The 20879-nt window shown below is 65.5% G+C and carries 20 protein-coding genes; 8 read left to right on the top strand and 12 right to left on the bottom strand.

The features are described 5' to 3' along the window. Positions 1-5: 5 nt before the first annotated feature. A complete protein-coding gene (locus tag KJP29_RS12140; protein ID WP_218463810.1) occupies positions 6-1073 on the bottom strand; it encodes a hypothetical protein in 1068 nt (355 codons plus the stop codon). 6 nt (positions 1074-1079) lie between these two features. Beyond that, the gene (locus KJP29_RS12135; protein ID WP_218463809.1) at positions 1080-1421 is read right to left on the bottom strand and encodes a 4a-hydroxytetrahydrobiopterin dehydratase; all 342 of its coding nucleotides are present in this window, start codon (positions 1419-1421) and stop codon (positions 1080-1082) included. A 188-nt stretch (positions 1422-1609) separates the two neighbouring features. Here KJP29_RS12135 and KJP29_RS12130 point away from each other — a divergent pair, with 188 nt between their 5' ends. The 7 genes from KJP29_RS12130 (at position 1610) to KJP29_RS12100 (ending at position 5999) form a co-directional block, all read left to right on the top strand. Then, positions 1610-1972, top strand: coding sequence for an SUF system Fe-S cluster assembly protein (locus tag KJP29_RS12130; protein ID WP_218463808.1), 363 nt, complete (start codon positions 1610-1612; stop codon positions 1970-1972). A 160-nt stretch (positions 1973-2132) separates the two neighbouring features. After that, positions 2133-2495 carry an iron-sulfur cluster assembly accessory protein gene (locus KJP29_RS12125; protein WP_218463807.1) on the top strand — a complete coding sequence of 121 codons (363 nt, stop codon included), beginning with the start codon at positions 2133-2135 and terminating at the stop codon, positions 2493-2495. Between the two features lie 4 nt (positions 2496-2499). Continuing rightward, complete coding sequence (locus KJP29_RS12120; RefSeq protein WP_218463806.1) at positions 2500-2811, top strand: TfoX/Sxy family protein; 312 nt, start codon at positions 2500-2502, stop codon at positions 2809-2811. A 70-nt stretch (positions 2812-2881) separates the two neighbouring features. Beyond that, positions 2882-3616, top strand: a complete 735-nt coding sequence (gene tpiA, locus KJP29_RS12115; RefSeq protein ID WP_218463805.1) for a triose-phosphate isomerase — start codon at positions 2882-2884, stop codon at positions 3614-3616. A gap of 45 nt (positions 3617-3661) precedes the next feature. Further along, positions 3662-4522, top strand: a complete 861-nt coding sequence (locus tag KJP29_RS12110; RefSeq protein WP_218463804.1) for a YgcG family protein — start codon at positions 3662-3664, stop codon at positions 4520-4522. Between the two features lie 88 nt (positions 4523-4610). Further along, positions 4611-5270, top strand: a complete 660-nt coding sequence (locus KJP29_RS12105) for a hemolysin III family protein (RefSeq protein ID WP_218463803.1) — start codon at positions 4611-4613, stop codon at positions 5268-5270. Between the two features lie 144 nt (positions 5271-5414). After that, positions 5415-5999, top strand: a complete 585-nt coding sequence (locus tag KJP29_RS12100; RefSeq protein ID WP_218463802.1) for a YSC84-related protein — start codon at positions 5415-5417, stop codon at positions 5997-5999. Positions 6000-6072: 73 nt separating this feature from the next. Here KJP29_RS12100 and KJP29_RS12095 read toward each other — a convergent pair whose 3' ends face one another. Genes KJP29_RS12095 through KJP29_RS12085 form a run of 3 tightly spaced genes read right to left on the bottom strand, consistent with a single transcriptional unit; the run spans position 6073 to position 8170 of the window. Next, positions 6073-6678, bottom strand: coding sequence for a hypothetical protein (locus KJP29_RS12095; RefSeq protein WP_218463801.1), 606 nt, complete (start codon positions 6676-6678; stop codon positions 6073-6075). Next, positions 6675-7250 carry a HupE/UreJ family protein gene (locus tag KJP29_RS12090; protein ID WP_218463800.1) on the bottom strand — a complete coding sequence of 192 codons (576 nt, stop codon included), beginning with the start codon at positions 7248-7250 and terminating at the stop codon, positions 6675-6677. Before KJP29_RS12090 ends, KJP29_RS12095 begins: the two co-directional genes overlap by 4 nt. A 56-nt stretch (positions 7251-7306) precedes the next feature. Further along, the gene (locus KJP29_RS12085) at positions 7307-8170 is read right to left on the bottom strand and encodes an NAD(P)-dependent oxidoreductase (protein WP_218463799.1); all 864 of its coding nucleotides are present in this window, start codon (positions 8168-8170) and stop codon (positions 7307-7309) included. An 88-nt stretch (positions 8171-8258) separates the two neighbouring features. Between KJP29_RS12085 and KJP29_RS12080 the strand changes: the two genes are divergently transcribed. Beyond that, complete coding sequence (locus KJP29_RS12080; protein ID WP_218463798.1) at positions 8259-10733, top strand: penicillin acylase family protein; 2475 nt, start codon at positions 8259-8261, stop codon at positions 10731-10733. Positions 10734-11037: 304 nt separating this feature from the next. On the opposite strand, the gene hflX is transcribed toward KJP29_RS12080, so the two are convergent. From hflX to KJP29_RS12045, 7 genes are all read right to left on the bottom strand, one after another. Further along, positions 11038-12297: a GTPase HflX gene (gene hflX / locus KJP29_RS12075; protein ID WP_218464937.1), complete on the bottom strand. Its 1260-nt coding sequence runs from the start codon at positions 12295-12297 to the stop codon at positions 11038-11040. Between the two features lie 26 nt (positions 12298-12323). Beyond that, positions 12324-12560: an RNA chaperone Hfq gene (gene hfq, locus KJP29_RS12070; RefSeq protein ID WP_218463797.1), complete on the bottom strand. Its 237-nt coding sequence runs from the start codon at positions 12558-12560 to the stop codon at positions 12324-12326. Positions 12561-12704: 144 nt separating this feature from the next. After that, positions 12705-14237, bottom strand: coding sequence for a potassium transporter TrkG (locus KJP29_RS12065; RefSeq protein ID WP_218463796.1), 1533 nt, complete (start codon positions 14235-14237; stop codon positions 12705-12707). 9 nt (positions 14238-14246) lie between these two features. Beyond that, positions 14247-15623 (bottom strand): Trk system potassium transporter TrkA, encoded by a 1377-nt coding sequence (trkA, locus tag KJP29_RS12060; protein WP_218463795.1) that lies wholly within the window; start codon positions 15621-15623, stop codon positions 14247-14249. Positions 15624-15702: 79 nt separating this feature from the next. Further along, positions 15703-17133: a sigma-54 dependent transcriptional regulator gene (locus KJP29_RS12055; RefSeq protein WP_218463794.1), complete on the bottom strand. Its 1431-nt coding sequence runs from the start codon at positions 17131-17133 to the stop codon at positions 15703-15705. An 18-nt stretch (positions 17134-17151) separates the two neighbouring features. Beyond that, positions 17152-19443, bottom strand: a complete 2292-nt coding sequence (locus KJP29_RS12050; protein WP_255553596.1) for a PAS domain-containing sensor histidine kinase — start codon at positions 19441-19443, stop codon at positions 17152-17154. A gap of 59 nt (positions 19444-19502) precedes the next feature. Continuing rightward, entirely contained in the window at positions 19503-20876 is a 1374-nt protein-coding gene (locus KJP29_RS12045; RefSeq protein WP_218463793.1) for a response regulator, read from the bottom strand. Positions 20877-20879 lie beyond the last annotated feature (3 nt).

Here is a 20879-nt window from a genome sequence, read left to right as displayed (position 1 = left end):
CGCCCTCACCGCTCCAACACCAGCACCCCCGCCCCGTCCGCGTCCGAGAGCCTGCGCGACCCAAACCCCCGCGCCCAGCCTGCGCCATAGCGGGCCGCGGCCAGCACCACCGGGTCCTCGAGGCTCATCATCCGTGAATAGCGCCAGTCGGACTTCGCTATGAGCCCCTCGTGGGCGAGCGCCATGGCGGCGAGGATGGCTTCGCCGTCGGGGATAGTGACGGTGTCGAGGACCGGGCCCTCCTCCCAGTCGGCCATCAGAAGATCGAGCCAGAAGACCGGGCGCTCGGGGTGGCCCTTGGGGCTGCGGTAGACCTCCACGTGCTCCGGATCGACGGGATGCGTGCCAAGCTGCACGGCGCGCAGGTCCAGGTCGCGGCGCACGAGGTCCGGGAGGCGCGAAAGCACGCCGGCCGTCCGGGCGATGTGGAGCGCGAAGGAGAGGCAGCCGCCGCCTTCGTAGAGCGTGGGGTCCTCGAGCAGGCTATAGCGGCGATGCGGGCGGTCGGGGTGGCGGGCGAAACGGGCGACCTCGGAACGGGCGGCCTCGCAGTCGGCGCGCGTGGTCTCGGCAGCGAGGATGAGCCCGCGGCCCTCGACGAGCGCGCGGGTCTGGGCGGGCGGGATATCGGCAAGCCCGACGAGCGCACCGTCAAGGAAGGTCGAGAACACCGGCGTCACCCCCCAGCCCGACAAGAACATCTTCTGCCCCTGCCGCGCCTGCTCGCCGGTCATCGAAGTCATGCCGCGACGCCCGCCACATTGCCAGCCGACGATCAGGTGCCCGATGGTCGTCCCCGCCTCCATCGCGCCGAGCTGGTCGAAGACCATGAGGGCGAGTGTCCTGCGCGCGGCGTCCGGGGAGGACAGGTCGATCGGATTGGCCGGCGGCACATAGGCCAGCACCACGTAGTCACGACCCGGGTCCAGATCGGCACCCGCCATGAACTCGGGCCAGGGGCCGGTCTCATAGGGGGCGAGGATGTCCGGGCCCTGCGCCGTGGTCAGGGGCGCCTGCGCCGCGCAGCCGAACAGGCCGACGCTGGCCAGCACCCACAGGAGCCCCCGCCACACCTTGGCTCAGTCTCCCGACGAAAGGTGGAGCGCGTCGATCCGCGCCGCGCAGATGAAGTCGTTCTCCGACAGCCCGCCCACGGAATGCGTCGTGAAGCCCACCTCGCAATAGCCCCAGCCGAGCTTGATGTCCGGGTGGTGGTTTTCAGCCTCGGCCAGCGCGCCGATGGCATTGGCGGCGTCGAGCGCCTGTTTGAAGTTTCGGGTCTTGAAGCGGCGCGACAGGACGTCGTCCTCGATCCGCCAGCCCTTGGCCAGCTCGTCGAGGAACTCGGTCGCGCGCGCCTCGGTCAGGGCGGGCGTGCCTTTCGGCAGGTCGGTGCAATGCTTGTCGGCAAGTCGGGTCATCGGGCATCCTCCCGCCCCGTTGATAGCCACGCGGGGCCCATCTGGAAAGGCTTCGGTCGGAAAACTCCCGATTTCCTGCCCTGAATCGTCGCCTTTTGCCGCACCCTCTGCCGCTGCGACACGGTGGGGCACTGGACGCGAGGGCGCTAAATCCTTATGTGTTTGGTCAGGAATACCGAGGACACGCGATGAATACCGAAAGCCCCAAGCTCGAAGGGACGCCCCTGATCAAGCCGTCGACGACGGAGCACCCGCTTTACGACGCGGTCGTGGAAGGCTGCCGGACCGTCTATGACCCGGAAATCCCGGTGAATATCTATGACCTTGGGCTGGTCTACACGATCGACATCAACGACGAGAACGAAGTGTTCATCGCCATGACCCTGACCGCGCCGGGCTGCCCGGTGGCGGGCGACATGCCCGGCTGGATCATCGACGCGGTGAGCCCGATTCAGGGCGTGAAAGACGTGCAGGTGGAACTCACCTGGGATCCGCCGTGGGGCATGGACATGATGTCGGACGAGGCCCGGCTGGAACTCGGCTTCATGTGAGCGGGCTGCCCAGGACCCGAGGGTATTCGATCGGGACCGGCACGAAATCCTGCATATGACAGGCTTGTGAACAGGCCGCCGGGATCGCATTCGCCCGCCGCCTCGCCCACGCTTGTTCAGGTTGCGCAAGACGCCTAGATATAAGGCGAAGGAGAAACGCATGTTCAGCATTCCCGGCAAACAGGCAGTCACGATCACCGAACGGGCTGCGACGCAGATTGCCAAGCTCATGTCCAGGGACGGCACGCAGGGTCTTCGGATCGGCGTCAAGAAAGGCGGCTGCGCGGGCATGGAATACACCATGGACTACGTGGCCGAGGTCGATCCCCTGGACGAAGTCGTCGAACAGGACGGCGCCCGGGTCATGATCGCCCCGATGGCGCAGATGTTCCTCTTCGGGACGGAAATCGACTATGAGGTCTCGCTTCTCGAGTCCGGCTTCAAGTTCCGCAACCCCAATGTGGTCGATGCCTGCGGTTGCGGCGAGTCGATCAAGTTCGACGAAAGCCTTTCGGCGAAATAGCGCGATGGCCGTGTCCGACGCCGACATCGAACGGATTCACGAATTGTTCGAGGGTGTCGGGCACCTGACCCATCGCAAGATGATGGGGGGTCTGTCGATCTACTCCGACGGCCAGATCTTCGCGATCCTGTCGTCGCAGGGCCGTGTCTACCTCAAGGCGTCGGGCAATTTTGCCGACGACCTTGCCGCCGAAGGCGCCGAGAAGTTCCAGATGGAGGACGGGCGCGGGATGAACTACTGGACCCTGCCCGACGTGGCCCTAGACGACCCCGACGCGGCGTCCGATTGGGCGCGGCGCGCGCTGGCGGCGCTTTAGGACCCTTTCCCCTTTTCTCCGTCGCGGATAGGCTCGCCCGGGCGAACGAGCGAGACCGAAGGAGCACGGGATGCGGCGAAAACTGGCGGCGGGCAACTGGAAGATGAACGGGACCAAGGCGAATATCGCGGTGATCCGCGATCTGGCGCAGGCCCACCCTTCCCCCATGGTCGATGTGCTGATCTGCCCGCCCGCCACTCTGGTCGCGGCTTGCGCAGGACACGCGCCGGTGGCCATTGGCGGGCAGGATTGCCACGCCGCCGCAAAGGGCGCCCACACGGGCGACATTTCCGCCCCGATGCTCGCAGATGCCGGGGCGACCCACGTCATTCTTGGCCATTCCGAACGCCGCGTCGATCATGGCGAGACAGACGAGCTGGTCGCCGCCAAGGCCGAGGCCGCGATGGCCGCCAGGCTCGTCCCGGTGGTCTGCTGTGGCGAAAGTCTCGACGAGCGCGAGGAAGGCATGACCCTCGACGTGATCGGAGCGCAACTGGCGGGCTCCATTCCAAATGGCGCGGACGGTTCGCTCATCGTCGCCTATGAGCCGATCTGGGCCATTGGGACCGGCAAGGTGCCGACGCTCGAGCAGATCGCCGAGGTTCACGATTTCATGCGCCGGGTTCTGGTCGACCGCTTCGGTGCGGCGGGAGACGAGATGCGCCTGCTCTATGGCGGCTCGGTGAAATCCGGCAACGCGGCCGAGATCTTTGCCGTCGGAAACGTGGACGGGGCGCTTGTGGGCGGCGCGAGTTTGCAGGTCGCGGATTTCTCGCCCATCATCACGGCACTCGAGGCGTCCTGACGGGTCGCGGACAAAGGGCGCGGACGCGCCGGAGAGGATTGCGACATGCTGCGTTGGATGGCTTTCATCTTCGCTCTCGGCTTTGCGCCGCTGACGGCACAGGAGGCCGCCGAAAGCTGGCCGGTCTATGAGAACGTCTATGTCAACGACTACGCCGGGGTCATCGATCTTGACGCCGAAACGCGCATCAAGGGCCGGCTCGAGCTGTTGCGGGAGGAGACCGGGGTCGAAACGACGGTCCTGACCCTGCCGACGCGACAGGGCTTCACCGCGACGCCGACGATGGAGGATTTCGCGACCCGGCTGTTCAATCACTGGGGCATCGGAGACGCGAGCCGCAATGACGGCATTCTCATCCTCGTGCTGGTGAATGACCGCGAGATGCGCGTCGAGCTTGGCTCGGGCTACCCTGCGGCCTTCGACCGGCAGGCGCAGGACATCATTGACCGGGTGTTCCTGCCGGCATTTCGCGAAGGCACGTTCTCCGATGGGATCGAGGACGGGACCGACGCGGTGATCACCCGCATCGCCCGCGACCATGTGGCAGGGAATGTTCCCGGCGATAGCTGGGAGCCCTCGGGAAACGGCAGTGGCGTCATCGGCTGGGTCTTCGGCACCCTTGCCGCGCTCGGCGCGCTCGTCGCCGTCTTTTCGCGCAAGATCATCGACCGGCTGTCGCGCTGTCCCTCCTGCGGCGAACGCGGCGTGGAGACCGCGCGTCACCGCCTCGTCGCACCGACACGAAGCGCCACGGGCCGGGGAGAGAAGATCATGGACTGCCCGCATTGCGGCTATCATGCGGTGACACCCTATTCGATCCCGCGCATCACCTCGTCCTCCTCCGGGTCGTCCGGCGGCTTCGGTGGGGGGTCGTCCTCGGGCGGTGGCGCCTCGGGTCGGTGGTAGGCCCGGGATCGGCAAAGACCCGCTGTTTTTTCGCAACCGGCACCAACGTCACCCTCGCGCGACCAGCCCGTCGCGTTAGATTGGTTCAATGACCGCGCGTGAGACTCTCGAAAGATTTGTCCTTGACCACAGCTGGCCCGAGCATGTGGCCGATGGTGTCATGCATGTGTTGGGCGTGGTGGCGGCGGTGGCGCTGGCCTCGGTCCTTCTGACCATGGCCATCATGTCGCTCCCTGGCGCGCATGTTGCCGCGCTCGTGCCCTATGCCGTGGGGCTTGTCGCGACCTTCGCCTTTTCGGCGGCCTACAACCTGACCCTGCACGGGCGCATCCGCGCGGTGCTGCGGCGCTTCGATCATGCGGCAATCTATCTCATGATCGCAGGCACCTACACGCCCATCGCGCTGATCGGTGTGGGCGGCGGCTGGGGGATCGCGCTGGCGGTCGCGAACTGGAGCCTTGCGACCATCGGCATGCTTGCGAAACTCGTGTGGTTCGACCGCTTCGAGAAACTGGGGTTCTACCTCTACATCGGCATGGGCTGGCTTGCCTTGGCAGCCGCCGGGCCGATCGTGGCCGCCTTGCCGCTCGCAGCGCTTGTGCTCCTGGGCGTGGGCGGCGTGGTCTATACCGTCGGCACGATTTTCTATCACAAGGCCCTGCCCTATGCCCGCGCGATCTGGCACGGGCATGTGCTCACCGCTGCCGTGCTCCATTGGGTCGCGGTGCTTCTGGTGGCCCGCGTCTGAGCACCCGTCGCTAGGGGCGGAAATTCGCCCATCGGCACAAGCCGGGTGACAGGTGGCACGGTTTCGCCTAGGATTCACCCAGAGGTTGGGCAAAGACCCGGCGGCACAAAGCAGAACAGTTCGAACAGAACGGGGCACAGGCGAATGAATACATCCGATTTCAACGGTCGTGGACTGACACGGCGCGGCTTCATGGGAGCCTTGGGCGGCGCGGGCATCGTGACGCTTGCCGCCTGTGACAATTCCATCGGCACCAACGGCGGCGCCAAGATCGACGCGCGGGTCAACGCAACCCTGAACCAGCTCTACGCAAGCTACCCGGAAGCGCAGAGCCTCGCCGCCAAGTCGGCGGGCATGCTCGTGATGCCGCTGGTGACCGAGGCGGGCCTCGGGTTCGGCGGCGCCTATGGTCGCGGCGCGCTCCTGATCAACGGCGCGACGGTGGACTACTACAGCCACGCCAAGGCGAGCTTCGGCATTCAGGCCGGCGCCCAGCAATATGCGCATGTGCTCTTCTTCATGACGCAGGACGCACTGGGCAACTTCCGCTATTCACCGGGTTGGGTCGCGGGCGCCAACATCAAGTACGCCGTCCTGAACGAAGGCGACCGGTTTACGGCGGACACGCTCGAAGGCACCTCGCCCATCGTGGCCATCGTCTTTGCCGCTTCCGGCCTGCTGGTCGGGGCGACCGTGGAAGGCTCCAAGTATACCCGGATCGTGCCGTAAGGCGGGCATCACCGGTATCGAAACACGCCCGGCCCCGTGCCGGGCGTTGTCTTTTCCGGCTCACCTGTGGCCGTCAGGCGGCCATCGCGAAGGCGAGGTAAAGGACGAGGATCGCGGCGAGCCAGGAGGCCGCGATGCGGCCTCCGATGCGCGTCACCTCGCCCGGCCAGTGCTCGGTGATCCATCGGACGGCCCCGGCGACCACCGCGACCACTGCATTGGCCGCAAAGAAAATACCGGCACGGATCAGGACACCGATCTCGCCAAAGCCGTGCCCTTCGAGCGCGGCGGCGATCACGGCCAGTCCCATCAGCCCGGCGAGGATCGGAATCGCGGGTGCAATGCGCTCCAGCGGAAAAAGAGCCGAGAGGACGCCGATCACCAGACCGAAGGCAAGCGGCACCAGCGCGGCGGTGGGCGGCACCAGAGGCGCGAGCGCGAAACCCGCAAGCATCCCGATCAGCAGCGCGGGCCAGGCGGCGAGCATCCCTTCGGACTTCCACAGCGCAAGCGCCACACCGAGAGCAGCAAGCGGCAGGAGGAGCGCGGGCGTAGCGAGGATGACGCCCGTCCCTTCGAGGAACAGGCCATAAGCGTCGCGCCCGGTGTCGAAGGCATGTGCAAAGGCCGCACCCGGGAGGAGTGCGCCCAGAGTGGCCAACGTCAGAGGTCGGTTCATACGAGACCGAAAAGGAACGCCCCGCCCACAGCCGCAATGGCGGCCCCGGCGGCGCGCACGACGACCCGGCCTGCCGTGAAGCCCACGAGGAGCCCAAGCGCGATCCCCGCAAGGTGCAAGAGCCCGGTGCCGATCACGAAGCCGATGCCATAGGCGAAGGGATTGGCCGCATCGGGCAGTTCCGTCCCATGCGCGTGGCCATGGAAGATCGCGAAGATCCCGACGATCACGCCGGCGACCCAGAGCGGCGCACGCACGGCGAAGGCGATGAGAAGCCCGAGCACAACCCCGGACAATGCGATGCCCGCCTCGACCGCTGGCAGCGGCACCCCCATGACGCCGAGCGCGCCACCGAGGGCCATGACGAGCGGGAAGACGACCGGCAGGATCCAGATCGCGGGTTTGCCCAGAAAGGCCCCCCAAAGACCGACCGCGACCATGGCGATGACGTGGTCCCAGCCGAGGATCGGATGGGTGAAACCCGATACGAACCCGCCAACGTCCCCGTCGGTGTGGGCCATGGCGGCGGAGGCGAAAAGCACCATGGGAAGGGCGGCGAGGACTTTGTTCATGAGAGGCTCCCTGTTTTCAGGCAGATACGACCACGCCGCCGGTTTTGTTTCAACCATTACCGCAGGCGCTTGATCAGGGACGAAGTGTCCCAGCGCTTGCCGCCCATATTCTGCACGTCCTTGTAGAACTGGTCGATGAGCGCGGTGACGGGCAGCGCCGCCCCGGTTTCCTCGGCCGTGGCGAGGCAGATGGCCAGGTCCTTGCGCATCCAGTCGACCGCGAAGCCATGCTCGAAATGGTCGTCGAGCATGGTGGCGTGGCGGTTGACCATCTGCCAGCTTCCGGCAGCGCCGCCGGAAATCGCCTCTACCACCGCGCGCCCGTCGAGGCCCGCTTTCTCGGCAAAGGCCAGTGCTTCGGACAGGCCCTGCACCAGCCCCGCGATGCAGATCTGGTTCACCATCTTGGTAAGCTGGCCTGCGCCGACCTCGCCCAGACGTTTGATCGACTTTCCATAGGCCTCCATCACCGGGACCGAGGCCTGCCAGGTCGCCTCGTCGCCACCGCACATGATCGCGAGGACGCCGTTCTCGGCCCCGGCCTGCCCGCCCGACACCGGCGCATCGACATAACCGAGCCCGGCCTCGGTGGCTGCGGCGGCCATGTCGCGGGTGACCATGGCGGAGACCGTCGTATGATCCACGAAGGTCGCGCCCGGCGTCATGCCCGCAAAGGCGCCGTCCTCGCCGGTGCAGACCGCCCGAAGGTCGTCGTCGTTGCCGACGCAGGCCATGACGAAATCCGCGCCCTCGGCGGCTTCGCGCGGTGTTGCGACAGCGCGGCCACCATGCTCGGACGCCCATCTGTCGGCCTTGGCAGCCGTGCGATTGTAGACCGTGACCGCATGGCCCTTGGCTGCCAGATGCCCCGCCATGGGGTAGCCCATGACACCCAGTCCCAAAAACGCGCATTTCGCCATGTCAGTCGTCCCTCAGATTGCAGATTTCCTTTGGAGCCTTTAATGACCGTCCCCATCGGACAGGTCAACGAACCAGCAGAAAGTCGCCATGGCCACGCTTTTCAGATGGACGGTGCGGATCGTCAGCGCCGTGCTGATCCTCGCCGCGCTCGCGCTTCTCTTCACCTATTACCTCGCGTCGCGCTCCCTGCCCGACTACGATGTGACGCGCACCGCGAACGGCATTTCCGACCGGGTCGAGATTGTGCGCTCCAATGCCGACGTGCCGCATATCTTCGGGACGGCTGACGAGGACGTGTATTTCGGGCTGGGCTATGCTCATGCGCAGGATCGTCTATGGCAGATGGTCACCATGCGGCGCACGGTGCAGGGGCGCCTGTCGGAGATGTTCGGCGAACGCACGCTGTCCACGGACGAGCTGATGCGCAGGCTCGACCTTTACCGGCTCGCGCAGGAGTCCGTGGCCGCGCAGGACCCGGACGTGCTCGCCGCGCTCGAAGCCTATGCGCGGGGCGTTAACGCCTGGCTCGACCGGGTCAACGACGAGGCGCTGGGACGTGGAGCGCCGGAGTTCTTCCTGTTCTCCAACACCATCTCGCCCTGGGTGCCCGCCGACAGCATCGCGATCATGAAGCTCATGGGCGTGCAGCTTGCCGGCCATGTGCAGGACGAGGTGCTGCGGGCCCGTGTGTCGCTGTCGATTTCCGAAGACCGGGTCGCGGATATCCTGCCCGACATGCCGGGAACGGGGGTCGCCGCCCTGCCCGAGTACGCCTCTCTCTTTGCCCCCGAGGACCAGCGTTTCGCGGCCCATGTCCCGCCCCGGGACACGCCCTTCCTGTCGCCGGTGGCCGCGCGCGGTATGGCCGGGGCATCGAACGCCTGGGCTGCCGCGCCCAACCGGTCGGCGGCGGGCGGCACGCTTCTGGCCAATGACCCGCACCTTGGGTTCACCGCGCCCACGATCTGGTATCTTGCACGGCTCGAACTGTCGGACGGGGCGGTGATCGGGGGGACCATTCCCGGGATGCCCGTGATGCTTCTCGGACGCAGCGCCGATTTCGCCTGGGGGCTCACCTCCAGTTACCTCGACGATCAGGACGTGATGATCGAGCGGCTCAATCCCGAAAACGCGAACGAAGTGCAGACCCCCGACGGCTTCACCCGCATCGTGACACGCGACTCGATCATCCGGATCAAGGATCAGCCCCCGCGCACCATCACGCTACAGTGGTCGCCGAACGGGCCGATCCTGCCGGGCAACCAGTTCGGTCTGGGCGCGGTGACACCGGCGGGCCATGTCCCCGCGCTCGCCTGGTCGCTTCTCGTGCCCGAGGATCGCTCGATGACCTCGGCCTTCCGCCTGATGCACGCCAAGTCTGTTCGCGAGGGGATCGCGGCGGGCGAGGATTTCGTGGCCCCCTCTCAGAACGTCACGATGATCGACCATGACACCATCGCGATGAAGACCATCGGCTTTGCGCCGCGCCGGGATGCCAACCACATGACCTTCGGCCGGATGCCCGCGCCGGGGTGGCGGCCCGAGAACCGTTGGCTCGGACGCGAGGCCTATGCCGCGAACCCGGAGTTCCTGTCCCCCTCCGGCGGCATCGTCGGCAACACCAACAACAAGCTCCTCGAACGACCCTTCCCGCTTCACGTCAGCTTCGACTGGGGCGACAGCCAGCGTGTGCAGCGCTGGCAACGGCTAATGCAGAGCCGCGAGGTCCATACCCGGGAAAGCTTCATGGAGGCACAACTCGACACCGTGTCCATTACCGCGCGCAACCTTCTGCCGCTGGTCGGTGCGGACCTGTGGTTCACCGGAGACCCGGCCCCCGACGGCACGCCGGAACGCGAGCGCCAGCGTGCGCTCGAGCTTCTGGCGAACTGGAACGGCGAGATGAACGAGCATCTGCCGGAGCCGGTGATCTACATGGCCTGGATGCGCGCGCTCCAGACCCGGCTCATCCGCGACGAGCTTGGCCCTCTCGCGCTCAGCTTCGACCATGTGGAGCCGATCTTCGTCGAGCGGGTGTTCAGGGACGTCGACGGCGCGGGCATCTGGTGCGACGTGGTCCAGTCGGCCCCGGTCGAGACCTGCACGGATATCGCCCGCGCGGCGCTGGACGACGCGATCATCTGGATCGACGAGCACATCGGCGGCGAGCTTGAGGCGCTGCGATGGGGGGACCAGCATCAGGCGACGCATGACCATCAGGTCCTTGGCGAGGTGCCCGTACTGAAATGGTTCGTGAACATCCGTCAGTCCACGAGCGGGGGCGACAACACCCTGATGCGGGGCAGGACGAGCGGACGCGACCCGGAACCCTTCCTCAACGTTCATGGCGCGGGGTATCGCGGGGTCTACGATTTCGCCGATCCGGACAGTTCGCTCTTCATCTCCTCGACCGGGCAATCGGGGCATTTCCTGTCCCGCCACTACGACGATCTGGGCGATCTGTGGCGTCGCGGGGAATACGTTCCGATGTCGCTCGATCCCGAGCTCGCCCGCGCGGCGAACGTGGGAATCACGGTCCTCTTGCCGCGGACGGCCGAATGACACGCGAGCCGGGATATTTATCACGATAAATAACGCAACGTCACGAAAATCGCCCACGTTTATTGGCGACTACGTACAACCTTGAAATGTTTTGAAATTTTACCGAACAGTCAAAAAAGTTGCTGAATTGGTGCGTTTCGGCTCATTTCCGAACCCGGGAAGATGCTTCCCATCAGCAAAGTCGGACCTCATATAGCGGCACGGTTGAACGTGACGGAAACAAACGCGCGAGCAGCCTGCCGTCACTCACGGTAGTAGGTCGTTCGTCGCGGGTGCCCTCTTGCGACGGACGACCTATGCGGCGTCAGCCGGTTTCCTTGCCGAACTGCGCGCGCTGTTTGGGGGTCCAGCGGACATCGAGTGTCCAGCCTTCGTCGCCCTGCGTTTCACCCTGAACCACGCCCGCGTCGTGAAGCCAGGCACGCGCCTTGCCCTCTGCGAAGGCCAAGGTCATGCGTTCTTCGACGGCATCCTCGGCAAGGCATGAATCGATGACGTCATAGAGCCGGTCGAACCCCTCCCCGGTCAGGGCCGAGATGGCCACCACGTCGTCGCGCCGGGCGGCTTCGGTCATCCGCGCGTCGTGGTCCATCGGGGCAAGCCGGTCGATCTTGTTCCAGACCTCGATCTGCGGCACGCTTTCATCCACCCCGAGAGCGGCCATGATGGCGGCCACGTCCTCGGCCTGTTCCTCGGTTCCCGGGTGCGAGATGTCGCGGACGTGGAGGATGAGATCCGCTCCCAGCACCTCTTCCAGCGTGGCGCGGAAGGCGGCGACGAGCTGCGTGGGCAGGTCAGAGATGAAGCCGACCGTGTCGGACAGGATCACCTGCCGCCCGCCCGGAAGGTCAATCGAGCGCATGGTGGGATCGAGCGTGGCGAAGAGCATGTCCTTGGCCAGCACCTCGGCCCCGGTCATCCGGTTGAAGAGCGTGGACTTGCCCGCGTTCGTATAGCCCACAAGCGCCACCACCGGGAACGGCACCTTGGCGCGCGCCGCGCGGTGGAGTTCTCGGGTCTTCACGACCTTGGCCAGTTGCCGGCGCAGGCGGACGAGCTGTTCGTCGATGGCGCGGCGGTCGGCCTCGATCTGGGTTTCGCCGGGACCGCCAACGAAGCCGAGCCCGCCACGCTGGCGTTCCAGGTGGGTCCAAGCGCGCACGAGCCGGGTACGCTGATAGGTCAGCGCGGCCATTTCCACCTGCAACACGCCCTCGCGGGTCGCGGCGCGGTCGGAGAAGATCTCGAGGATCAGGCCGGTGCGATCGAGGATCTTCACCTTCCATTCCTTCTCGAGATTGCGCTGTTGAACCGGGGACACCGGCCCGTCGATCAGGACCAGCTCGATCTCGTGGGCCTTCAGCCGTTCGGCAAGTTCCTCGGTCTTGCCGGTGCCGAAGAGATGGCCGGGATGCGGCTTGGCAAGGCGCACGATCTCGGCCCCCGCCACCTCGAGCCCTGGAAGCGCGGCGGCGAGCGACACGGCTTCCTCGAGCGCGGGCCCGGCATCGCGCCGGTCGCGGTCTGAGGTCAACTCCGGATGTATCACCCAAGCCCGGGTGATACCCGGACCAAGGGGGGTATCATCGGTCAGTTGTCGTCGCCGTCGTAGAGGTTGATCGGAGAGGCCGGCATGATCGTCGAAATCGCGTGTTTGTAGACGAGCTGGCTCTGGCCGTCACGTTTCAGAAGCACGCAGAAATTGTCGAACCAGGAAATCACGCCCTGCAGTTTCACGCCGTTGATCAGAAAGATCGTCACCGGCACCTTTGCCTTTCGGACGTGATTGAGAAACGCGTCCTGCAAGTTCTGTTTATCGGCAGCCATCGCTTATTGCCCTTGTTGTCTCGTGCTGCCGCATCACCGGCAGAAAATCCCTGATAGTTCCAATAGTAATCGCTCATATAGGATTTCCAAGCCCCGATTTTCTGCGACTGCGCAATCGGCGCCGCGTGGCGCCCTCTGGCGCGGTCAACCGTTGCGGCGGGACCAGACGTCGGGCGAAAACAGCGCCACGATGGCGAGCATCTCAAGCCGTCCAAGGATCATCCCGACCGAGAGCACGAGCTTGGCGGAATCCGACAGAAGCCCGTAGCGGATCGGTTGTGTGGCGGCGACCTCGGCCAGCTGTCCTGTAGTGGTCAGCGAGGCGACCGTCAGCACCACCGATTGCTCGAAGTCCTCTCCCGTGAAAGAGAAGGCCAGCATGATCAGCGCCACCGAAAGGGTCATCAGCATGAAGAAGAGCCAGGCCGAATAGGCCCCGCCGCGCCGGATATGGCGCGCCTCGCTGCCCATGCCGGCGACAGAGTTGGGATGGATGAGCTTGTCGAGTTCCCGCCGGCCATGGGTATAGAGCGCCCAGACCCTGAGGAGCTTCGCCCCGCCCGCCGTCGTGGCCACGCCCCCGCCCACCAGCGCGAGGCCCATGAGGATGAGACCGGGGGTCGACAGGCCCGACCAAGCGGTGGAGGTGTCCCACGCTTGTGAAATGAAGCCGGTGGTGGTGAGAAACGAGAGCGTCGTGAAGACCGATCCCCAGAGCGACCCCAGCCCGGACCAGATCGTCATCTCCGACGACACCTCATAGGCGCCCAAGAAATGGCGCGCGAAGAGGAACATGGGCACGGTCACGATGATGAAAGTGGCGAGCCGCACCTCGGGGTCGTTGCGAAAGGCGTTGATCTCTGACCCGGAGCCGTCGCGGGTGAAGGCCAGCCGCGAGACGCCGAAGACGAGGAAGATCGCAATCATGACCTCGCCCCCGTAGCCCGATCCGGTGAGATCGAGCGTGGGCGACAAAGGCAGGGTGATGCCGGAGGTCGACATGGTCGACATGGCGTTGATCAACGCCACCAGCGGGCGATCGCCGGCGACGATGAGCCCGAGCCAAAGCGCTGCGGTCAGCCCCACAAACACCGGGAGGAGCTGCGTCGCATATCTCCGCACGCGCGCCGATAGGTCAGCGACCCGCTCGATCTGGGTGAACTGGCCACCCGTAGCCAGATGCCGGCGCGTGCGCACCTCGAACCCGCCAAGCGCCATGGGCGCGAGCACGGCGATGGCGCTGATCCAGACGAAAAGCCCGCCCATCCAGCCCACGGTGGCCCGCCAAAGATGAAGCGAGGGCGACAGCCGCCCCGGCTCGTGAAAGAGCGACGCCCCCGTCGTGGTCAGGCAGGAGACCATCTCGACGTAGGAATTGAGATAGGTCGTATTGCGGATGCCCTGATGGAAGGGCACGGCGAGCAGCGCGGGCAGGAAGACGAACAGCACCACGAGCGAGATGAGATGACGCTTTGGCCGGTCGGTGCGCGGACGTCCGAGCATCGCGATGGCCAGAAGCACCGCGAGGCAGAAGGTCAGCGCGGCATAGAGGAAGAAGGTCCCCGCAACCCAATCGTCCCCGGTCACGCTCGCATGGGCCGCCGGGAGCAGCATCATGAAGGCGGAAAAGCCGATCACGATGACCAGAAGCGGAAGTTTTGCAATCTGGTCGAGCACGGTCCTTGCCTAGAAATAGTCGATCGAGACCTGCAGGAGTCTCTCGACCTCATGCACGTCGCCCGACATCGCAAAGATGACGACCACGTCGTCGTCTTCGATTCGCAGCGCACCGTGCGGTTTCACATATGTCCCCGACTTGAGCACGCCGCCTACCAGCACGCCTTCGGGAAAGTCGATGTCGCGGATCAACTGGCCCGCGATGGGCGAGGTCGACATAACCTGCGCCTCGATCACCTCGGCCTCGGCGTCGCCCACGGAATAGACGCCGCGCACCCGCCCGTGCCGGATGTGGCGCAGGATCGATGAGACGGTGGTCTGGCGCGGGTTGATGTAGGCGTCGATCCCGAGCGGGTCCATGAGCGGCACCAGCGTCGGATCGTTCACAAGACAGATGGACATCGGGCACCCCATGGAATGGGCACGGACGGCCGCAAGGATGTTCACCTTGTCGTCCGACGTCACCGCGAGCACCGCATCGGCCCGGTTGATGCCCGCCTCGCGCAGAAGCTCCTGATCCATGCCGTTGCCGTGCAGGACCACCGTGCGCTCGAGGCTGTCTGCCGCGCGCTCCGCCGTCGGGCGGTCCAGTTCGATGATCTTGGCGCGCACCCGGTCGGTCCGGCTTTCGAGCGCGGCAGCGACCGCGCGGCCGACGTTCCCGCCGCCGATGATCACGACACGCTCCTGACGCTTGACCTGCTTGCCGAAGATCTCGAGCGTCCTGTTCACATCTTGGGTTTCGGAAAAGACATAGACCTGATCGCCGGCAAAGAGCTGGTCGTTCGCTTCCGGAGCGAAAAGCGTGCCTTCGCGGCGCACGCCGACCACGATGGCGTTGAGGGTCGAGAACAGATCGGTGAGCTGGCGGAGCGGGGTGTTGAGGACCGGGCAATCCTCGTCCAGCGCGATCCCCAGAAGCGTCGCGCGCCCTTCCAGAAAACGCTCAGTGTCGAAAGCGGTCGGTGCCTGAAGACGGCGGAGCGCGGCCTCGGCAACCTCCTTCTCGGGCGAGATCACCACGTCGATGGGCAGGTGCTCCTGGCGATAGAGGTCGCGGTAGATGACGTTGAGGTAGCTTTGCGCCCGGAGCCGCGCGATCTTGCGCGGGACGTTGAAGACGGAGTGAGCGACCTGGCAGGTGACCATGTTCACCTCGTCCGAATAGGTCGCCGCGATGACCATGTCGGCATCGCGCGCCCCGGCCCGGTCGAGCACGTCGGGATAGCTCGCGAAGCCCGTGATCCCCTGCACGTCCAGCGTTTCGGTCGCCCGCGCGACGAGATCGGGGTTGTTGTCCACCACCGTCACGTCGTTTCGTTCACCGGAGAGATGGCGCGCGATCTGCCAGCCGACCTGGCCCGCGCCGCAGATGATGACCTTCATCCGTGTATTCCTGTTCTGGTCGCCCTAGCCTTGGCAGGCTTCGCTGGCAGGGTCAATCGGCGGGGTCAACCGGCAGCGCTCATTCCGCGGCTGCGTCGCCCTCTTCCTCGCCCTCCGCGACATAGGCCACCCGTGCTCCTGATTTGGTGCCCGTGACCACGCCCAGCGACTTGAGCTTGCGATGGAGCGCCGAGCGTTCCATCCCGACGAAGTTCGCGGTGCGCGAGATGTTGCCCCCGAAACGGTTGATCTGGGTCATCAGGTATTCCCGCTCGAAAGCCTCGCGGGCTTCGCGAAGCGGCAGGGTGGCAAGAGCCGTCGGCAGCACGATGCCCGAGTCCGTTCCGCCGCCAGAACCGCCCTCGGCCCCGGGCAGTTCACCACTGTCGATGGGCCCGGATCCGTCACCGAGGATCAGCACCCGTTCGACGATGTTCTTCAGCTGACGCACGTTGCCCGGCCAGGCCATGGATTGGAGGACCGCGACCGCCTCGTCCGAAATGTCGCGCAGGGGAAGGCCCTGCGTGGCGTTGAAGACCTTGATGAAATGCTGGGCGAGAACCGGGATGTCCTCACGACGATCCGACAGCGGAGGCACCCCGATCGGGACCACGTTCAGGCGGTGATAAAGTTCCTCGCGGAACCGCTTCGCGGCGATCTCGGCCTGCAGGTCACGGGTCGTGGAGGAGATCACGCGCACATCGACCTCGATCTTGTCGCCGCCGCCCACGCGCATGAAGCTTTGTTCGACCAGAACGCGCAGGATCTTGGACTGCGTGCCCGACGGCATGTCGGCCACCTCGTCGAAATAGATCACGCCGCCGTTCGCCTTTTCCAGAAGGCCGGGCTCGATGCCGCGCTCCGGGGTTTCCTTGCCGAAGAGGACCTCTTCCATGCGGTCGGGCTCCACCGCGGCCGAGTTCACGATCACGAAGGGCTTCGAGGCCCGGTCCGAGCCGGCATGGATGGTCCGCGCGGCGAGCTCCTTGCCCGATCCCGCAGGCCCCGTGAGCAGCACCCGACCGTTCGAGCGCATGACCTTCTCGAGGTTCGAGCGCAGCGACTTGAAAGCCGCCGAGGCACCGATCATCTCGACGGGCCCGCCACCCGAGCGCTTCAGTTCGACGTTCTCGCGGCGCAGGCGCGAGGTTTCCATCGCACGTGAAATAACCACCAGTAACTGGTCTATATTGAAAGGCTTTTCGATGAAATCGTAGGCGCCTTGCTTGATTGCTGCCACGGCAATCTCGATGTTGCCATGCCCCGAGATGATCACCACCGGCACCTGCGGATGCTCCCGCTTGACCACCTTCAGGATGTCGATCCCGTCCATGGTGGAATCCTTGAGCCAGATATCGAGGATCATGAGCCCGGGCGGTTCGGAGCGGACCTGGGCCATAGCCTCGTCCGAGGTCCCCGCGAGCCGGGTGCTGTAGCCCTCGTCCTCTAGAATGTCCGAGATAAGCTCCCGGATATCGCGCTCGTCGTCGACGATCAGGATATCGCTCATGGTTTCCCCCGTTCTGATTTATTCCGCCGCGCGGGTGGCGCCCGCTGCGGGTGGAAGTGGCAAGGTGATGACGGCCATGGCGCCACGGTGGGCGCTCCTGTCGTCAAAGGCGGGCGCGTCGGTCAGGACGAGCGTGCCGCCATGTTCTTCGATGATCTTCTTCACGATGGGAAGGCCCAGACCGGTGCCCTTTTCGCGGGTCGTCACATAAGGCTCGAAGAGCCGCGCCCGGTCTTCGGGAAGCCCGATGCCGTTGTCGGCAATCGTGATGCGGGCGTCGCCCTCAGCATCACGGGACAGGGTCACGCGGATTTCGGGAACATGGCCCTCCGGAATGCCCTTTTCGTAAAGGGTTTCAATGGCCTCTCCCGCATTCTTCATGAGATTGGTAAAGGCCTGGCCGATCATGGTTTCGTCAAGCTCGGCGGGCAAGGCACCCGGCGGAATGTCGGTCGTGAAGGTCACGCCCTCCTGTCCCGCGTCCTGCAAGGTCACGGATTCACGCAAGAGACGGGCCAGGTCCATCGACCTGCGCTCTGGTTCGGGCATACGGGCGAATTTCGAGAACTCGTCCACGATCCGCCGCAGGTCCTCGGTCTGGCGCACGATGACCCCGGTCAATTCTTCGAGCTTGTCGGCGTCCTCGCCTTCGACCATCCGCCCGTATTTGCGCGCGATGCGTTCGGCCGACAGCCGGATCGGCGTCAGCGGGTTCTTGATCTCATGCGCGATGCGCCGTGCGACGTCGCCCCAGGCCGCCATGCGCTGCGCGCTGACGAGGTCGGTCACGTCGTCGAAGGCGATCACATAGCCCTCGAGCGTATCGTCGGCCCCGTAGCGCCGCGCGATGCGCACCAGGAGCCGCTCGGCCTTGGCCATGCGGGTCAGACCAAGCTCCTCCTGCACCTGCGCGCGGGATTCATTGCGGAGCCGGTCGAAGAGCGGGCTGAATTCGGGGATGAGAAGCGACAGGGGGACGTGGGACGGCTCGGTCGTGGGCAGGTCCAGAAGCCGCGCGGCCGCACGGTTCAGGAAGGTGATCTTGCCTTCCGCATCGAGCCCGACGACCCCGGCCGTCACGCTCGAGAGCACCGAGTCGAATAGCCGCCGCCGTTCTTCGATCCGGTCGGAGGTCTCGATCAATGCGGCACGCTGCGCCTTGAGTTGCCGCGTCATGGCGTTGAACTGTCGGCCCATGGTGGCGATTTCGTCGTCGCCGTCCTCTTCGATCACCTGAACGTCCAGATCGCCCTCGCCCACGCGTTGCGCCGCCCCGGCCAGCCGCCCGATGGGCCGCGACAGCCGTTCAGCGAACCACATGCCCAGCCAGGTCGCGGCCAGGATCAGGATCGCAGCGAACCCCAGATAGAGCAGCCCGAACTCGAAGAGCACCCTGCCCCTCTGGTTTTCGAGCTGCTGGTAGAAGAGCACCGTCTCCTGCGTCTCGTCGAGCAGCGAAAGGACTTCGCCGTCCACCTCGCGCGTCACGTAGAGCAGATGATCGGGAAAGGCCGTCAGACGCAGAAGCGCCCGGAACTCGTTGAGGTCCCAGTCTTCGATGACGATGGTCTCGCCTTCCATCGCCTGCCCGAGTGCTTCGGGCGATGGCGCCTCGTAGTCGAAAAGGTAGGACCGGTCGCCCCGCACCCGGATCTCGCCATCGGAGTTGATGACATAGGCCTCGCGCAACCCGCGCTGGATCTGGGTCTGTCCCTGTGCCAGCACCTGCCGCAACTGCGCTTCAGACAGGAGCGCATTGGCCTGTTTGGAAAGGTCGAGATAGGCGCCGAGCGCCTCGGCGTCCTGAATAAGACCCTGACGGTGTTCGTCCTCATAGGCCTGCGCGGCCTCGAGCGAATTGCCCACGACGCGGCTCACCCGGTCGGAAAACCAGCCCTCGAGCCCGACGTTCACCGTAAGCACCGCGAAGACCGCCACGAGCACGGTCGGGATGAGCGCGATGAGCGAGAAGACCCCCGTCAGACGTAGGTGGAGCCGCGAGCCCGCCGACTTGGCGCGTCGGGCCATGACCATGCGGGACACACCCGCCGTCACCATCGCTGCCACGGCGAGGATATAAACGAAGTCGGTCAGCAGGATGATCCGCAGCGCTGCGGAGGAACTGCCTTGGTCAAAAGGTCCGAGAATCAGGTAGGTCGCGAGCGCGAGCACCGGCGCCATGATGACGATGCCCAGCGTCGCGACGGATTGCACACGGCGAATGCGCCGCAAACGGGCGACTCGCTCCCATGTCCATCTGCGTTCCACGCCCTGCGCCGCCATACGTACCATGCTCCGTGCCGGGGCCATGCGCCCCTCGGGCGGGGGATTCTCGTTCGCTGACGCCCCCCTGCCACGCTGTGGCACTTTTACATCAATTTGCGGCGGCGTGTCACCTCGATTTCCAGTTCCGTGATCTTCTTGCGCAAAGTATTGCGATTGATCCCGAGGAGGTCGGCACATTTTGCCTGATTTCCGCCGGTCGCATCGAGGGCGATCTCGATCAGGGGCACCTCGATCTCCCGCAGGATGCGCTGGTAAAGTCCCGGCGGCGGAAGCGTGCCGCCGTGCAGATCAAAGTAACGCTTCAGGTGACGGGCGACCGATGTCGACAGTTTCTCGCCCTCGTCCGAGGTCGCGACCGGCCCGCCCGCCGGCGTCCCGAGGGTCGCTTCCACCTCGGACCGGGTGATCTCGGCCTCGGCGCCGGTGACCATGAGCCGCTGGATCGTGTTCTCGAGCTGGCGCACGTTGCCGGGCCAGGGATAGGCGCGCAGAAGCTCGATCGCGTCCTTCGACAGGCTTCGCGCGGTCAAGCCGTCACGCTCTGCCCGGGCGAGGAAGTGCTCGGCGAGCGAGGGAATGTCCTCGAGCCGCTCGCGCAGCGCGGGCACCGGGATCGTCACCCCGCCAAGCCGGTAGAACAGGTCCTGACGGAAGTCGCCCTCCTTGATCCGCCGCGACAGGTCGTTCTGCGAAGTTGCGATGACGCGGGGCGCGGGGTCGGTCAGACTGTCGAGCATCCGGGTGATCCGCGCCTGGGCGTCGGAATCGAGGTCGCCGATCTCGTCGAAGAGGATCGTCCCCTGCCCGGCCCGCGACAGGATACGCGCCGGACCGTCGATCGGGGTCAGATCGTCAGGCGTCACCACCACGAAGGGCAGGTTCCGCCGATCCGAGAAGTCATGAATCGCCCGCGCGATAAGGCTCTTGCCAGTGCCGCTTTCCCCGGTGATGAGCACGGGAAGCTCGGTGTTCATCACGCGCGCGACCAGCCGGTAGAGCGACTGCATCGCAGGGGTCCGCCCCACCAGCGGCAGGTCATCCCCCGCCTCTTTCGCCTCCGACGTCCCCGGACGCGCTGCACTTGGTATCCGGCGCTTCTGTTCCAGCGCGCGCGCTGCCCGTTTCATGAGGTCCGGCAGGTCGAAAGGTTTCGGCAGGTAATCGAAGGCCTCGGCCTCGGCGGCCTGAATGGCGGTCATGATCGTATTCTGGGCCGAGATCACGATCACCGGCAAATCAGGGCGCATCTTCGAGATTTCCGGCAATGCCTCGAGCCCGTTCCCGTCGGGCATGATCACGTCGGAAATCACCAGATCGCCGCGCCCCTCTTCGACCCAGCGCTTGAGCGTGACGAGCGACGAGGTCGCATGAACCCGGCACCCGGCCCGCGTGAGGGCCTGCGTCAGAACCGTGCGGATCGTGCGGTCGTCATCCGCGACAAGAACCGTTCCATCCATCTC

Source organism: Maritimibacter sp. DP1N21-5 (genome assembly GCF_019218295.1).
In the GTDB taxonomy this organism is placed as follows: Bacteria; Pseudomonadota; Alphaproteobacteria; order Rhodobacterales; family Rhodobacteraceae; genus Maritimibacter.
Note: the sequence above shows the minus strand (reverse complement) of the source record. Positions and strands in the feature narration are given on the sequence as shown.

Excerpts from the sequence above, each read along its gene's own strand:
- KJP29_RS12135 (WP_218463809.1), bottom strand. The coding sequence starts at position 1,421 with ATGACCCGACTTGCCGACAAGCATTGCACCGACCTGCCGAAAGGCACG.
- tpiA (WP_218463805.1), top strand. The coding sequence starts at position 2,882 with ATGCGGCGAAAACTGGCGGCGGGCAACTGGAAGATGAACGGGACCAAG.
- KJP29_RS12085 (WP_218463799.1), bottom strand. The coding sequence starts at position 8,170 with ATGGCGAAATGCGCGTTTTTGGGACTGGGTGTCATGGGCTACCCCATG.
- KJP29_RS12080 (WP_218463798.1), top strand. The coding sequence starts at position 8,259 with ATGGCCACGCTTTTCAGATGGACGGTGCGGATCGTCAGCGCCGTGCTG.
- KJP29_RS12110 (WP_218463804.1), top strand. The coding sequence starts at position 3,662 with ATGCTGCGTTGGATGGCTTTCATCTTCGCTCTCGGCTTTGCGCCGCTG.
- KJP29_RS12125 (WP_218463807.1), top strand. The coding sequence starts at position 2,133 with ATGTTCAGCATTCCCGGCAAACAGGCAGTCACGATCACCGAACGGGCT.
- KJP29_RS12105 (WP_218463803.1), top strand. The coding sequence starts at position 4,611 with ATGACCGCGCGTGAGACTCTCGAAAGATTTGTCCTTGACCACAGCTGG.
- KJP29_RS12090 (WP_218463800.1), bottom strand. The coding sequence starts at position 7,250 with ATGAACAAAGTCCTCGCCGCCCTTCCCATGGTGCTTTTCGCCTCCGCC.
- KJP29_RS12045 (WP_218463793.1), bottom strand. The coding sequence starts at position 20,876 with ATGGATGGAACGGTTCTTGTCGCGGATGACGACCGCACGATCCGCACG.
- KJP29_RS12130 (WP_218463808.1), top strand. The coding sequence starts at position 1,610 with ATGAATACCGAAAGCCCCAAGCTCGAAGGGACGCCCCTGATCAAGCCG.
- KJP29_RS12055 (WP_218463794.1), bottom strand. The coding sequence starts at position 17,133 with ATGAGCGATATCCTGATCGTCGACGACGAGCGCGATATCCGGGAGCTT.
- KJP29_RS12095 (WP_218463801.1), bottom strand. The coding sequence starts at position 6,678 with ATGAACCGACCTCTGACGTTGGCCACTCTGGGCGCACTCCTCCCGGGT.
- KJP29_RS12120 (WP_218463806.1), top strand. The coding sequence starts at position 2,500 with ATGGCCGTGTCCGACGCCGACATCGAACGGATTCACGAATTGTTCGAG.
- KJP29_RS12100 (WP_218463802.1), top strand. The coding sequence starts at position 5,415 with ATGAATACATCCGATTTCAACGGTCGTGGACTGACACGGCGCGGCTTC.
- hfq (WP_218463797.1), bottom strand. The coding sequence starts at position 12,560 with ATGGCTGCCGATAAACAGAACTTGCAGGACGCGTTTCTCAATCACGTC.
- trkA (WP_218463795.1), bottom strand. The coding sequence starts at position 15,623 with ATGAAGGTCATCATCTGCGGCGCGGGCCAGGTCGGCTGGCAGATCGCG.
- KJP29_RS12050 (WP_255553596.1), bottom strand. The coding sequence starts at position 19,443 with ATGGCCCCGGCACGGAGCATGGTACGTATGGCGGCGCAGGGCGTGGAA.